Raw genomic sequence first — 13,095 nt, 5'->3', positions numbered from 1 at the left:
CTGATTTTCTGTCAAAAGGGTTTTCATCCGCGGCGCGTTTGAACGCGCGCATCTTCGGACTTGCACCCTGGTCCGCGGTTGCCGTACCGCGGGGTTATGGCTTTGACAAGGCAAGCTTGGCCACAGCGTCGGCACATCCGGTGGAACGTATGATCGCGGGCTTATTCCGCCGCGCCGACCGGCGGCGGCGGACGATCCAGTCGTTGCATCAGCGGATCGGCGAGGCCGCGCGCCGTCCCGGCCTTTATACGGCGCTCGGCGTGCCCGACACCGTGGAGGGCCGGTTCGAGGGCTTGAGCCTGCACGTGATCCTCGTGCTGCGCCGCCTCGGCCAGTTGCCGCCGCCCGCCGCGGACGTGGCGCAGGATCTGGTCGATTCCGTCTTCATGCAGCTCGACGCCTCGCTGCGCGAGCTCGGCATCGGCGACATGGGTGTCCCCAAGCGCATCAAGAAGCTCGGTGCCTCGTTCTATGCCCGTGCCGGAGCCTACGGCGCGGCGCTCGATACGGGCGACCGGGAGGCGCTTGCCGGCACGCTCGCCCGCAACGTGCTCGACGGGACCGAACTCGACGCTGCCCGGCCGCTGGCGGCCTATGTGGAGGCCGCCGCGGCGGCTTTGGCGGAGCAGGATCTCGACGGCCTGCTCGGTGAGGGGCCGCGCTTCCCGGAGCCCCTGCCGGAGCGCACCTCGGAGCCTGCGCCCGCGACAGGTGATTCAGGAGACGACCGATGACGCGTAAGGCCGAGGGGCCGCTCTCCCGCTCCGTCAACGTCGAGCGCCTGCCCAAGGACCGCGCCGAGATCGTGGTCGAGGCGAGCCCGGCCGAGTGCGAGGCGCTCGCCCGCGACTACAAGATCCCCGCCATCCGCGACCTCGTCGGCCGCTTCACCTTGAGCGGTTCGCTGACCCGGCTGCGGGCCGAGGGCCGGGTCGAGGCCTTCGTGACCCAGGTCTGTACGGTCACGCTGGAGCCGTTCGAGGCGAAGGTCTCCGAGCCCGTCGAGGTGGAGTTCACCAATGCCGACATGCTGGAGGGCACGGAAGCCGAGGATGTCGATCTGCCCGACCCGATCGTGAACGGGCGCGTCGATTTCGGCGTGCTGACCGCGGAGTTCCTGGCGCTCGGCCTCGATCCCTACCCGCGCAAGCCCGGCGTCGCCTTCGACGCGGTCACGGTCGGCGACGATCCGCTGCCGTTCTCCGACCTCGCGGCGCTGAAGGCCAAGCTCGGTCAGGACAACGGGTGACGGGTGGGCCGCCCGGCCCCCTCGAGCGCTGCCGTCACGACGACGGGTGAGTTTTTATTTGCCCGGCGGGGCGCTGCCGTTATTTTGCGCCGCCGATTCCGGGGCCTGTGATGCCCCTTCACGCTCGCTGCCCGCCGGCTCCCCGCGGCGCCCCGAAGGAACCATGTCGAACCGCGTTTGCATCTCGCTCGACGCCATGGGCGGCGATCACGGCCCCACGACCGTCGTGCCCGGCGCGGCCATCGCCCGTGAGCGGCACCCCGAACTCCACTTCATCCTGTTCGGCGACGAGGCGGTGGTGCGTCCCCTCGTCGAGGCCGAGCCGCGCCTCAAGGGCGCCGTCGAGATCCGCCACACCACCGTCTCGGTCGCGATGGACGACAAGCCGAGCCAGGCGGTCCGCCAGGGTCGGGGCAAGTCCTCGATGTGGCGGGCGATCCAGGCGGTGCGCGACGGGGAGGCCCAGGCCGCGGTCTCGGCCGGCAATACCGGCGCGCTGATGGCGATGTCGAAGATCTGCCTGAAGACCATGGCCGGCATCGAGCGCCCGGCCATCGCCTGCCTGTGGCCGACCGTGCGCGGCGAGAGCGTGGTGCTCGATGTCGGCGCCACCATCGGCACCGATGCCGAGCATCTGGTCGAGATGGCGGTGATGGGCTCGGCCATGGCCCGCATCGTCCTCGATGTCGAGCGGCCGACGGTCGGCCTGCTCAATGTCGGCACCGAGGAGATGAAGGGCAACGAGGCCGTGAAAGAGGCTGCCCGCCTCCTGCGCGAGTCCGAGCCAGCCAACTTTTCCTATCACGGCTTCGTCGAGGGCACCGATCTCGGACGTGGCACCACCGATGTGGTGGTGACGGAGGGCTTCACCGGCAATATCGCCCTCAAGACGGCCGAAGGCACCGCCAAGCAGATCGCCTCCTACCTCAAGGCGGCGATGGGGCGGACCCTCTCGGCCAAAATCGGTTACCTGTTCGCGCGCCAAGCCTTCGCGGCTTTGCGCGAGAAGATGAACCCGAGCCGGGCCAATGGCGGCGTGTTCCTCGGGCTTGAGGGCATCGTCATCAAGAGTCACGGCTCGGAGAACGCGCAAGGGTTCGCGGCGGCGGTCGATCTTGCCCACGACATGGCGCGCTACGACCTGATGCGAACGATTCGTGACATGCTGGAGCAGACGCCGGCGGTCGCCACCGGTGTGAGCGCCGGGCTCGATGCCAGCTTGGCCCAGAAGTGAGCCCGGCACAGAAGTGAGAAAGGGACGGTTCTGATGGCGCATCGGCGCTCCGTCGTGGTCGGCTGCGGGGCGTACCTGCCCGAAACCGTCGTCACGAACACAGACCTCGCCGAGCGCGGGATCGAGACTTCCGACGAGTGGATCGTCCAGCGCACCGGCATCCGCCAGCGCCATATCGCGCGCGCCGACGAGACGACCTCGGTGCTCGGCACGCGGGCGGCGCTCGCGGCGCTCGACGACGCCGGGCTTTCGCCCGCCGACATCGATCTCGTGATCTGCGCGACCTCGACGCCCGACCACACTTTCCCCTCTTCCGCCACCCAGATCCAGGCAGCCCTCGGGATCGAGGGCGGCTTCGCCTTCGACCTCCAGGCGGTCTGCGCCGGGTTCGTCTATGCGGTGGCCACTGCCGACCGCTTCCTGACGACGGGGGGCGCCAAGCGCGCCCTGGTGATCGGCGCCGAGACCTTTTCGCGGCTGCTCGACTGGGAGGACCGCACCACCTGCGTCCTGTTCGGCGACGGCGCGGGCGCCATCGTGCTGGAGGCTTGCGACGGCCAGGGTACGAGTGCGGATCGCGGCGTGCTGTCGAGCTGCCTGCGCTCGGACGGGCGCCACCGCGCCAAGCTCTACGTCGATGGCGGCCCCGGCTCGACCGGTACCACCGGCAAGCTGCGCATGGAGGGTCGCGAGGTGTTCCGTTTCGCCGTCGGCTCGGTGACCGACGTGATCGAGGAGGCGTTCCGCGCCTCCGGCACCACGGCGGACGACCTCGCGTGGTTCGTGCCGCATCAGGCCAACCGGCGGATCATCGAGGCGTCGGCCGACAAGCTCGGCATCGCCCGCGAGAAGGTGGTGCTCACCGTCGATCGCCACGGCAACACCTCGGCCGCGTCGATCCCGCTGGCGCTGGACGCTGCCCGCCGCGACGGGCGCATCCGTGAGGGCGATCTCGTGATGATCGAGGCAATTGGCGGCGGCTTCACCTGGGGCGCCGCGCTCCTGCGCTGGTAGTCGAGGCTCCCCGCACAGGCTCGGGTTTTATGTCAACCGCAAGGTTCTGTTGACCGTCGTCCTTCTGCCGATTAGCCTGTGCGATCATAGAGATACACGGCGAGATCCCGTTTCGGGGGACTCACGCGACGTTTGAGCGGAGACAGCGTCCGCACGTCCCGAAAAGGACGGTGCGGAGGCGAAAAACTCGGCCAGAAGGGGGAGCGCATGGCAGGCAAGACGGTCACACGCGCGGATTTGAGCGAGGCCGTTTACCAGCAGGTCGGCCTGTCGCGAGCCGAATCGGCCGCCCTGGTCGAGACGGTGCTCGGTGAGATCTGCAACTGCCTGTCCTCGGGCGAGACGGTGAAGCTGTCCTCGTTCGGCTCCTTCGTGGTGCGCTCGAAGGGCAAGCGCATAGGCCGCAATCCGAAGACCGGCGTCGAGGTCGAGATCGAGCCGCGGCAGGTCATGGTGTTCAAGCCGTCGAACGTGCTCAAGGCGCGCATCAACGGCGGCCACGTCAACGGGCTCGACGCGGACGAGGATGAGTGATCCGGCCGGGCCTTCCCGGTTCGCTCCCGCACAGATCGGTTTGAGGCGCTGCCATGGGGCTGCCGATGGGTTTACCGCTGGAATCCCCCACCCTTGACTCCGTCGCCGGCGAGGAGCGGAGCGAGAAGAGCCCCGGCGCCTTCCGCACCATTACAGAAGTGTCCGAGGAACTCGGCGTACCCCAGCACGTCCTGCGCTTCTGGGAGAGCCGGTTCAGCCAGATCAAGCCGATCAAGCGGGCGGGCGGGCGGCGCTACTACCGGCCGGAGGATATCGACCTTCTCCGGGGCGTGAGCTGTCTGCTGCGCGGAAAAGGCTACACCATCCGCGGGGCGCAGCGCGTCCTCAAGGAGAACGGCGTGCGCTTCGTCCAGGCGCTCGGCCGCGGCGAGGCGGAGGTCGGCGCGCCGACCGGCTCCGATCGGGACGAGGAGAGCGTCGAGGCCGCCGCCTCGGATCGCCGGGCTCTGGAGGGGGCGCTCGCCGAACTGCGCGCCTGCCGGGCCCTGCTCGCGGGCCTCGACGAGGCGGATCACGAGGCCGCCTAAGACCTACCGCAACTCGCTTGCGCGCAAGGCATTGACTCGCCTCACGGATTTCCGCGCGCTCCGGCCTCGCCATGCGCAGATGTAGGCTGAACTTTACCGGCGGACCGGCGTTGAGGCGCCATGGCCCCCCCTCGCTCCCGGATGTCTCCGACCCAGGAACTCATCGCCCGCGTGATGCGGATCGTGCGCGCTTGCCCGGAGGCCGCCAACGAGGTTCTGGAATTGATGTTTCTCGTCAGCCAGATCGAGGCCTCGACCACGGTGGATCGCGAGTATCGCGACGCGCGGCGGGTCATCAGCCGGCTGCGCGCACCGCTCTGGGACATGGGGCCGGCCGATCGGGAGACCCTGCTCAAGGCTGCCGACACCATCCGCCGGGTCTGCGACCTCGCCGATGGTGACATCCCGTCCGCGCCCTTCGCCGATCTCGGCGAGCGTGAGCGCGTCGAGAAGGCACTGACCCAGGCGTTGGCGGGCCAGCTCGATGAGGCCCAGATCGCCCGCGTGGCCGGCACGGTTGCTGCTGCGCTGCAGCACTGAGCGGGCATCGCATCCGACAAGATTCGAGGCGGCAAGCCTCGACGCGGGCCTCCGACCTCCCCACATCCTCGCTTGCGCCCTGCGGCGCCGAGGCCGGATCGCCCGGCCGCTCGCCGACAGGGCGCGCGACGACGCTCAAGGAAACGCCGATGGATCTGCCGACCTCTGCCGCGAAACCGATTGCGGCCCTGCCCGCCGCCCTCGCCACCGCCGTTGCAGCCTCCTGGCTCTGCCTCGCCGGGCCGGCCCTTGCGCAGACCACCGTCACCCGCAGCGAGACCGTGCCCGCCGGCAAGCAGGCCCGCCTCGTCATCGTGCCGAACCTGAAGAAGGACTGCTCGCTCGGCCCAATGCCCGAGATCAAGGTGGTGACGCCGCCGACATCCGGCTCGCTCATCACCAAGGCCGGCAAGCTGAAGACCCCGTCCAAATACCGTTGCCCGAACAAGGACGCCGAGGTCCAGGCGATCTTCTACCAGCCCAACAGCGGCTATACCGGCTCCGATGGGGTCGTTGTCGAGATCAAGAATGCCGATGGCGAGGTCGAGAAGCGCGATATCCGCATCACCGTCGACAAGGGCGACAAGTCCAAGGACGAGAAGAAGAGCGGCACCGATCTCTGATCAGAGAGACAGTCGTAAACGCGGTCACGCTGCATCGCAGCAATTTCGACTGATTTTAGAAGCCTCCGACATCGAGCCGGAGGCCGCCGTCCCATATCGGACGCCGGTTAAGCTCGCGCTAAATCCCGGCCAACTTTGAGTGTGTCCCGTTTCACACGCAGGACGGCCCTCCTGTGGGCGGTGCGACAAAACCCGCAATGTCGGTTGCGTTCGACCCGAGACAGGATGAAGCTGTCATCAGCCTGAAGGGGGTGTTCGAATGCCGCTGCACTCGACGAACGACCTGTTCCAGAGCTTCGCTCGCGGCTATGAAGCGCGCCGCGATACGGAGATGACCCTCTCCGAATATCTTGAGGCGTGCCGCGACAACCCGCTGATGTACGCCTCGGCCGCCGAGCGCATCCTTGATGCGATCGGCCAGCCGGAGATGGTGGACACCGCCCGTGACGCGCGCCTCGGCCGCGTGTTCATGAACCGCACGATCCGGGTCTATCCGGCCTTTGCCGAGTTCTACGGCATGGAGGAGACGATCGAGCGGATCGTCTCGTTCTTCCGCCATGCCGCTCAAGGGTTGGAGGAGCGCAAGCAGATCCTCTACCTGCTCGGCCCCGTCGGCGGCGGAAAGTCGTCGCTCGCCGAGCGACTCAAGGCGCTGATGGAGGTCCACCCGATCTACGTGCTGAAGGCGGGCGACGAGGTCTCGCCGGTCTTCGAGAGCCCGCTCGGCCTGTTCGACCCCGAAATCATGGGCCGGGAGATCGAAGAGCGCTTCGGCATTCCGCGCCGCCGCCTCACCGGCCTGATGAGCCCCTGGGCCTTGAAGCGCCTCGACGAGTTCGACGGCGACATCTCCCGCTTCAAGGTGATCAAGGTGCGGCCCTCGCGCCTGCGCCAGATCGCCATCGCCAAGACCGAACCGGGCGACGAGAACAACCAGGACATCTCCTCGCTCGTCGGCAAGGTCGATATCCGCCGGCTCGAGACGCTTTCCCAGGCCGATCCGGATGCCTACTCCTACTCGGGCGGGCTCAACCGGGCGAACCAGGGCGTTCTCGAATTCGTCGAGATGTTCAAGGCGCCGATCAAGATGCTGCATCCCCTGCTCACGGCGACGCAGGAGGGCAACTATGTCGGCACCGAAAATATCGGCGCGATCCCTTTCACCGGTGTGATCCTGGCGCACTCGAACGAGGCCGAGTGGCAGTCGTTCAAGACCAACAAGAACAACGAAGCCTTCATCGACCGCATCTACGTCATCAAGGTGCCCTACTGCCTCCGGGTCACGGAGGAGCAGCGCATCTACGAGAAGCTGATCTCGGGCTCGGAGCTGTCCACGGCGGCCTGCGCCCCGGGCACGCTGGAGATGTTGGCCCGCTTCTCGGTGCTGTCGCGGCTCCGCGAGCACGCCAACTCCAACCTGTTCTCGAAGATGCGGGTCTACGACGGCGAGAGCCTTCGTGAGGTCGATCCCCGCGCCCGCTCGATGCAGGAGTACAAGGACACGGCCGGCGTCGACGAGGGCATGGACGGGATCTCGACCCGCTTCGCCTTCAAGGTGCTGGCGGCGACCTTCAACCATGACACGACGGAAGTCTCTGCAGACCCGGTTCACCTGATGTACGTGCTGGAACAGGCGATCCGGCGCGAGCAACTGCCGCCGGAGATCGAAAAGCGCTACATCGAGTTCATCAAGACCGAACTCGCGCCGCGCTACGCCGAGTTCATCGGCCACGAGATCCAGAAGGCCTATCTCGAATCCTACCACGATTACGGCCAGAACCTGTTCGACCGCTACATCGACTACGCCGACGCCTGGATCGAGGATCAGGACTTCAAGGACGCGGAGACCGGCCAGCTTCTCAATCGCGAGCTCCTGAACCAGGAGCTGACCAAGATCGAGAAACCCGCCGGCATCGCCAATCCGAAGGATTTCCGCAACGAGGTGGTGAAGTTCGCGCTGCGCTCGCGGGCGCAGCACGGCGGCCGCAACCCGTCCTGGACGTCTTACGAAAAACTGCGCGAGGTGATCGAGCGGCGGATGTTCTCCCAGGTCGAGGAACTGCTGCCCGTGATCTCGTTTGGCTCAAAGAAGGACAGTGAGACCGAGAAGAAGCACGGCGAGTTCGTCGACCGGATGACCGACCGGGGCTACACCGAGCGGCAGGTCCGGCGGCTGGTGGAATGGTACATGCGCGTGAAGCAGGCGGGGTGAGGCGGGCTCCGGCCCTCCGGCATCCGCCGCACTTTCGCACCTTTGTCCCTCGACCAGGGACGTGAAACTAGGCGCTGAGCGACCCCGGATGCACATCGTCGACCGTCGGCTCAATCCAGGTGGGAAGAGCCTCCCGAACCGCCAGCGCTTCCTGCGCCGGGTCAAGGACGTCGCGCAGCGCGCGGTTCGGGAGTCCGCCCGAGAGAAGGACATCAAGAACCTCGGCAAGGACGGGCGCATCTCCGTGCCCGGCGACGGGGTGCGCGAGCCGCGCTTCTCGCGCCAGCCGGGTACGGGGCATCAGGACTATATCCTGCCCGGCAACAAGACCTACGTGGAGGGCGACCGCATCGAGCGCCCGCCGGGCGGCGGGGGCGGGGGCGGCTCCGGGGAAGGTGGCGACGGAGGCGAGAACAGCGAGGACGCTTTCCACTTCGTCCTGACGCGGGAAGAATTCCTCGACCTCTTCCTCGAGGACCTCGAACTGCCCGATCTCGCCAAGCGCCGCCTCGCGGTGGTGGAGACGGAAGGCTTGCGCCGGGCCGGCTACACCGTCTCGGGCTCGCCGGCGAACCTCGCGCTGTCGCGGACGCTGCGCAACTCGATGTCCCGGCGCATCGCCCTCAAGCGCCCCAAGCTCGAGGAGGTCGCGGCGCTTGAGGCGGAGATCGCCGAGGCCGAAGCCGCGAACGATCCGCGCCTGCCCGACCTGGAGCTCAAGCTGCTCGGCTTGCGCGAGCGCTCCAAGCGCATCCCCTACGTCGACCCGATCGACCTGCGCTTCCGCCGCTTCGAGCCCTATCCGAAGCCGATCGCGCAAGCCGTGATGTTCTGCCTGATGGACGTCTCGGGCTCGATGACCGAGCACATGAAGGATCTGGCCAAGCGCTTCTACATCCTGCTGCACATCTTCCTGACGCGCCGCTACAAGCACGTCGAGATCGTCTTCATCCGCCACACCGACAAGGCGACGGAGGTGGACGAGGAGACCTTCTTCGGCTCCCGCGAGACCGGCGGCACGCTGGTCTCCTCCGCGCTCATGGAGATGAAGCGCATCGTCACCGAGCGCTACTCGCCCGACGACTGGAACATCTACGCGGCGCAAGCCTCGGACGGTGACAACGTCTCCTCCGACGGGCCGACCTCGACCGAACTGTTGCGCGCGCACATTCTGCCGGCCTGCCAGCACTTCGCCTATCTGGAAGTCGGCGATGAGAATGGCCCGCGCGCCGGCTTCGTTGAGCACCGCACCACCCTGTGGCGCACCTACGAGGCGCTCGCCAAGGCCGGCGAGCCGCTCGCCATGCGCAAAGTGAATCACCGCCGCGACATCTACCCCGTGTTCCGCGAGCTGTTCGGCCGCAAGGACGCGCGGGCGGAGGCGTAGCGATCGGCCTCCCCGCGAGGGGAGGAGAGACAGCGTCGAAGAGAAGGGCCGACATGGTCGCGAGCCTGAGCCGCACGAAGTCCACAGCCCCGAAGCCGGGCGAGTTGCTGTTCTCCGGCAATGACTGGGATTTCGAGACGATCCGGCGCATCCACGACGCCTGTGAGGCCGTGGCCGGGCCGGAACTCGGCCTGTCGTGGTACCCGAACCAGATCGAGATCATCACTGCCGAGCAGATGCTCGACGCCTATGCATCGATCGGCATGCCGCTGTTCTACAAGCACTGGTCCTTCGGCAAGCATTTCGCTCAGCAGGAGGCGAGCTACCGCCGCGGCCTGATGGGGCTCGCCTACGAAATCGTCATCAACTCCGATCCGTGCATCTCCTACGTCATGGAGGAGAACACGGCGACGATGCAGACGCTGGTGATCGCCCATGCCGCCTTCGGGCATAACCACTTCTTCAAGAACAACTATCTGTTCCGCCAGTGGACGGATGCGGAGGGCATCCTCGACTATCTCGATTTCGCCAAGGGCTACATCGCCCGTTGCGAGGAACGCTACGGGCATGAGGCGGTCGAGCACGTACTCGACGCCGCCCATGCCCTGATGAGCCAGGGCGTCCACCGCTATCCCCGCAAGAAGCGTCCGGATCTGGCGAGCGAGCAGCGGCGCGAGCGCGAGCGCGAGGAGCACGGCGAGCAGATCTACAACGACCTCTGGCGCACCCTGCCGGCCAAGGCCGGCGGGCAGAAGGGCGACCCGGCGCTGGAGCGCCGCCGGGCGCTGTTGGAGTTGCCCCAGGAAAACATCCTCTACTTCCTGGAGAAGGTTGCGCCGCGGCTGCGGCCCTGGCAGCGCGAGATTCTTCGGATCGTCCGGCTGGTCGCGCAGTACTTCTACCCGCAGCGCCAGACCAAGGTGATGAACGAGGGCTGCGCCACCTACTGCCACTACCGGATCATGAACGCGCTCTCGCAGAAAGGTCAGCTGAGCGAGGCGGCTTATCTCGAATTCCTGACCTCGCACACCAACGTCATCCGCCAGCCGAACTTCGACGACCGCTCCTTCGGCGGGCACAATCCCTACGCCCTGGGGTTTGCCATGATGCAGGACATCGCCCGCATCGTGGAGCAGCCGACGCAGGAGGATCGCGAGTGGTTCCCCGACATCGCCGGCCGCGGTGACGCCATGGGGGTGCTCCGCGATTGCTGGGAGAACTACCGCGACGAGAGCTTCATCGCGCAGTTCCTGAGCCCGAAATTGATGCGCGGCATGCGCCTGTTTCACGTCGTGGACGATCCCGACGAGCCGGAGATGCGCGTCGAGGCGATCCACGACGAGCGCGGCTACCGCAAGATGCGCCGCTCCTTCGCCCGGCAGTACGACGTGGCGTGGCTCGACCCCGATATCGAGGTGGTGGATGTCGATCTGGAGGGCGACCGCCGGCTCATCCTCCACCACAAGGCGCTGAACCGCATCACCCTGCAGCGGGACGACGCACGACGGGTGCTCCAGCACCTCGCCGACCTCTGGGGCTACGACGCCGTGCTCAAGGAAGTCGATCCGTCGACCGGCGCGGTGCTGGTCGAGCATTCCGCAAGCGCGCGGCCGATTTTCTTCTGATTTTCAGCGGCCTGCTCGGCTGCTCCCATCCGCATCCTGATCCTGAGGTGGCGGCGCGTCGCGTCGCACTCGAAGGATCTTCAGGGATCACGCGAGAGCCGGGGCACCCTTCGAGACCGCTTTGCGGCACCTCAGGATGAGGTTGCGGGATGGAGCAGGCCGATCGGATTGGTGTTCAGAGCGACAGGATTGCCGCCCCCGTGTCGCGCTCCTGCGCCGAGAAGCGTACGCGGCCCCCGTCCAACGCGGCGCCGCCGCCCGCGATCAGGGCGAGCGCCGCCGGGTAGAGCCGGTGCTCCTGAACGATCACCCGGGCGCTCAGCGTATCGGCATCATCGCCCGGCAGCACGGGCACGGCGGCTTGCGCCACGATCGGCCCGGCATCGAGCTCCGGCACGACGTAGTGCACGGTGCAGCCGTGCAGGCGCACCCCCGCTTCCAGGGCCCGCTCGTGGGTGTGGGTGCCCTTGAACAGCGGCAGCAGTGAGGGATGGATGTTGATCATCCGGCCCGCCCAGGCTTCCACGAAGGCATCGGTGAGGATGCGCATGAAGCCGGCGAGCACGATCAGCTCGATCCCGGCGCCGTCCAGTTCCGCCTGAAGCGCCGCATCGAAGCGGGCCCGGTCCGGAAATGCCTTGTGGTCGATGGCGCGGGCCGGGATGCCCGCCTCCCGCGCGCGGTCGAGACCGGCGGCGTCGGGACGGTTCGAGAGCACGAGCACGATCTCGGCCGGATAGTCCGGCGCGCGCCCCGCCTCGATCAGCGAGACCATGTTCGAGCCGCGGCCCGAGATCAGGATCGCGACGCGCTTCTTCGTGACCGGCGTGCTCACAGGGCAAGTTGCCCCGTGAAGGTCACCGGCTCCGCGCCCCGCTCGGTGATGTGCCCGAGCCGGACCGGCGCCTCGCCGGCCTCGGTCAGCGCGTCCGCCACGGCATCCGCCGCGTCGGCGGCGGCGACCACCACCATGCCGATGCCGCAGTTGAAGGTGCGCAGCATCTCGGATTCGGCGACGCCGCCCTCGCGCGCCAGCCAGCCGAAGACTGGCGGCACGGCAATCGCCGAGAGGTCGATCTCGATGCCGACGCCGTCGGGCAGGACGCGGGGGAGGTTGTCGGGAAAGCCGCCGCCGGTGATGTGGGCGAGCGCCCGGATGCCGCCGGCCCGCTTCAGGGCGGCGAGCAGCGGCTTCACGTAGATCCGGGTCGGCTCCAGCAGTGCCTCGCCGAGGCTGCGGCCGGGGGCGAAGGGCGCGTCGGCGTCGTAAGCGAGGCCGGTCTTGGCCACGATCCTCCGCACCAGCGAGAAGCCGTTCGAGTGGACGCCCGAGGAGGGCAGGCCGAGCACGACGTCGCCGGGTAGGATGCCGGGCCGCGGCAGCAGCGTGCCGCGCTCGGCTGCGCCCACGGAGAAGCCGGCCAGATCGTAGTCGGAGCCGTCGTAGAGGCCCGGCATCTCGGCGGTCTCGCCACCGATCAGCGCGCAGCCCGCCTGCCGGCAACCCTCGGCGATGCCGCGCACGATGTCGGCACCGACACCGGGCACAAGCTTTCCGGTGGCGTAGTAGTCGAGAAAGAACAGGGGCTCGGCGCCCTGCACGATGATGTCGTTGACGCACATCGCCACGAGGTCGATGCCGATCGTGTGGTGGCGTCCGGTCTCGATGGCAATCTTCACCTTGGTGCCGACGCCGTCGTTGGCGGCCACCAGGATCGCGTCCTTGAAGCCCGCCGCCTTGAGATCGAACAGGCCGCCGAAGCCGCCGATCTCGGCATCGGCGCCCGGCCGGCGCGTGGCGCGCACCAGCGGCTTGATCGTCTCGACGAGCGCGTTGCCGGCGTCGATGTCGACGCCGGCCTGCGCGTAGGTGAGTCCGTTCTCGTCCTGCGCCGTCATCGCCGCCCCGTCGTCCGGTATTCGCTGATCATGCGGAAACCCGCTGCCACATCGCGGCGCGATTGACCACCGTCACCGGTGCGGGGCGGCGGGTTCGGCACAGCATCATGTTTCGCCGGGCGCGAAAAGGGCCGGGCACGAGGCCGGCGGGTTCCTTGTAAACCTCGCCTTGACCCGGATCGCCACGCTTCCCACTGTCCGTGCCGGACCGGGGGAAGGAAGGAAGCCTT

13 protein-coding genes are annotated in these 13,095 nt (G+C 67.6%); 11 read left to right on the top strand and 2 right to left on the bottom strand.

The features are described from left to right. The first annotated feature begins 149 nt into the window (after positions 1 to 149). The 11 genes from FHU13_RS13050 to FHU13_RS13000 all read left to right on the top strand — a co-directional run bounded on the left by FHU13_RS13050 (position 150) and on the right by FHU13_RS13000 (position 10,966). Positions 150 to 734, top strand: coding sequence for a ubiquinol-cytochrome C chaperone family protein (locus FHU13_RS13050; protein ID WP_183436306.1), 585 nt, complete (start codon positions 150 to 152; stop codon positions 732 to 734). Further along, positions 731 to 1,249 carry a DUF177 domain-containing protein gene (locus tag FHU13_RS13045; protein WP_183436305.1) on the top strand — a complete coding sequence of 173 codons (519 nt, stop codon included), beginning with the start codon at positions 731 to 733 and terminating at the stop codon, positions 1,247 to 1,249. The genes FHU13_RS13050 and FHU13_RS13045 overlap by 4 nt, the downstream gene beginning before the upstream one ends. A gap of 163 nt (positions 1,250 to 1,412) precedes the next feature. Beyond that, entirely contained in the window at positions 1,413 to 2,483 is a 1,071-nt protein-coding gene (plsX, locus tag FHU13_RS13040) for a phosphate acyltransferase PlsX (protein WP_183436304.1), read from the top strand. A 33-nt stretch (positions 2,484 to 2,516) separates the two neighbouring features. Further along, entirely contained in the window at positions 2,517 to 3,497 is a 981-nt protein-coding gene (locus FHU13_RS13035; protein WP_183436303.1) for a beta-ketoacyl-ACP synthase III, read from the top strand. Between the two features lie 207 nt (positions 3,498 to 3,704). Next, positions 3,705 to 4,031, top strand: coding sequence for an integration host factor subunit alpha (locus tag FHU13_RS13030; protein WP_012453923.1), 327 nt, complete (start codon positions 3,705 to 3,707; stop codon positions 4,029 to 4,031). A 65-nt stretch (positions 4,032 to 4,096) separates the two neighbouring features. Further along, positions 4,097 to 4,579, top strand: a complete 483-nt coding sequence (locus FHU13_RS13025) for a MerR family transcriptional regulator (protein WP_183436302.1) — start codon at positions 4,097 to 4,099, stop codon at positions 4,577 to 4,579. Between the two features lie 120 nt (positions 4,580 to 4,699). Next, the gene (locus FHU13_RS13020; RefSeq protein WP_183436301.1) at positions 4,700 to 5,119 is read left to right on the top strand and encodes a hypothetical protein; all 420 of its coding nucleotides are present in this window, start codon (positions 4,700 to 4,702) and stop codon (positions 5,117 to 5,119) included. Positions 5,120 to 5,268: 149 nt separating this feature from the next. Continuing rightward, on the top strand, positions 5,269 to 5,742 hold the full coding sequence (locus FHU13_RS13015; protein WP_183436300.1) for a 4-aminobutyrate aminotransferase: 474 nt from the start codon (positions 5,269 to 5,271) through the stop codon (positions 5,740 to 5,742). Between the two features lie 259 nt (positions 5,743 to 6,001). Further along, positions 6,002 to 7,954 (top strand): PrkA family serine protein kinase, encoded by a 1,953-nt coding sequence (locus FHU13_RS13010; protein ID WP_183436299.1) that lies wholly within the window; start codon positions 6,002 to 6,004, stop codon positions 7,952 to 7,954. A gap of 88 nt (positions 7,955 to 8,042) precedes the next feature. Continuing rightward, on the top strand, positions 8,043 to 9,341 hold the full coding sequence (locus FHU13_RS13005; protein WP_183436298.1) for a YeaH/YhbH family protein: 1,299 nt from the start codon (positions 8,043 to 8,045) through the stop codon (positions 9,339 to 9,341). 53 nt (positions 9,342 to 9,394) lie between these two features. Further along, positions 9,395 to 10,966 (top strand): SpoVR family protein, encoded by a 1,572-nt coding sequence (locus tag FHU13_RS13000; RefSeq protein WP_183436297.1) that lies wholly within the window; start codon positions 9,395 to 9,397, stop codon positions 10,964 to 10,966. A gap of 175 nt (positions 10,967 to 11,141) precedes the next feature. Here FHU13_RS13000 and purN read toward each other — a convergent pair whose 3' ends face one another. Both purN and purM read right to left on the bottom strand, forming a co-directional pair. Next, entirely contained in the window at positions 11,142 to 11,801 is a 660-nt protein-coding gene (purN, locus tag FHU13_RS12995) for a phosphoribosylglycinamide formyltransferase (protein WP_183436296.1), read from the bottom strand. Then, complete coding sequence (purM, locus tag FHU13_RS12990; protein ID WP_183436295.1) at positions 11,798 to 12,865, bottom strand: phosphoribosylformylglycinamidine cyclo-ligase; 1,068 nt, start codon at positions 12,863 to 12,865, stop codon at positions 11,798 to 11,800. Before purM ends, purN begins: the two co-directional genes overlap by 4 nt. Positions 12,866 to 13,095 lie beyond the last annotated feature (230 nt).

The sequence above is a fragment of the Methylobacterium sp. R2-1 genome, assembly GCF_014191355.1.
Lineage (GTDB): Bacteria > Pseudomonadota > Alphaproteobacteria > Rhizobiales > Beijerinckiaceae > Methylobacterium.
This window is presented reverse-complemented; position numbering and strand designations above follow the sequence as displayed.

Excerpts from the sequence above, each read along its gene's own strand:
- purM (WP_183436295.1), bottom strand. The coding sequence starts at position 12,865 with ATGACGGCGCAGGACGAGAACGGACTCACCTACGCGCAGGCCGGCGTC.
- FHU13_RS13000 (WP_183436297.1), top strand. The coding sequence starts at position 9,395 with ATGGTCGCGAGCCTGAGCCGCACGAAGTCCACAGCCCCGAAGCCGGGC.
- plsX (WP_183436304.1), top strand. The coding sequence starts at position 1,413 with ATGTCGAACCGCGTTTGCATCTCGCTCGACGCCATGGGCGGCGATCAC.
- FHU13_RS13045 (WP_183436305.1), top strand. The coding sequence starts at position 731 with ATGACGCGTAAGGCCGAGGGGCCGCTCTCCCGCTCCGTCAACGTCGAG.
- FHU13_RS13050 (WP_183436306.1), top strand. The coding sequence starts at position 150 with ATGATCGCGGGCTTATTCCGCCGCGCCGACCGGCGGCGGCGGACGATC.
- FHU13_RS13005 (WP_183436298.1), top strand. The coding sequence starts at position 8,043 with ATGCACATCGTCGACCGTCGGCTCAATCCAGGTGGGAAGAGCCTCCCG.
- FHU13_RS13010 (WP_183436299.1), top strand. The coding sequence starts at position 6,002 with ATGCCGCTGCACTCGACGAACGACCTGTTCCAGAGCTTCGCTCGCGGC.
- FHU13_RS13035 (WP_183436303.1), top strand. The coding sequence starts at position 2,517 with ATGGCGCATCGGCGCTCCGTCGTGGTCGGCTGCGGGGCGTACCTGCCC.
- FHU13_RS13015 (WP_183436300.1), top strand. The coding sequence starts at position 5,269 with ATGGATCTGCCGACCTCTGCCGCGAAACCGATTGCGGCCCTGCCCGCC.
- FHU13_RS13030 (WP_012453923.1), top strand. The coding sequence starts at position 3,705 with ATGGCAGGCAAGACGGTCACACGCGCGGATTTGAGCGAGGCCGTTTAC.
- FHU13_RS13025 (WP_183436302.1), top strand. The coding sequence starts at position 4,097 with ATGGGTTTACCGCTGGAATCCCCCACCCTTGACTCCGTCGCCGGCGAG.
- FHU13_RS13020 (WP_183436301.1), top strand. The coding sequence starts at position 4,700 with ATGGCCCCCCCTCGCTCCCGGATGTCTCCGACCCAGGAACTCATCGCC.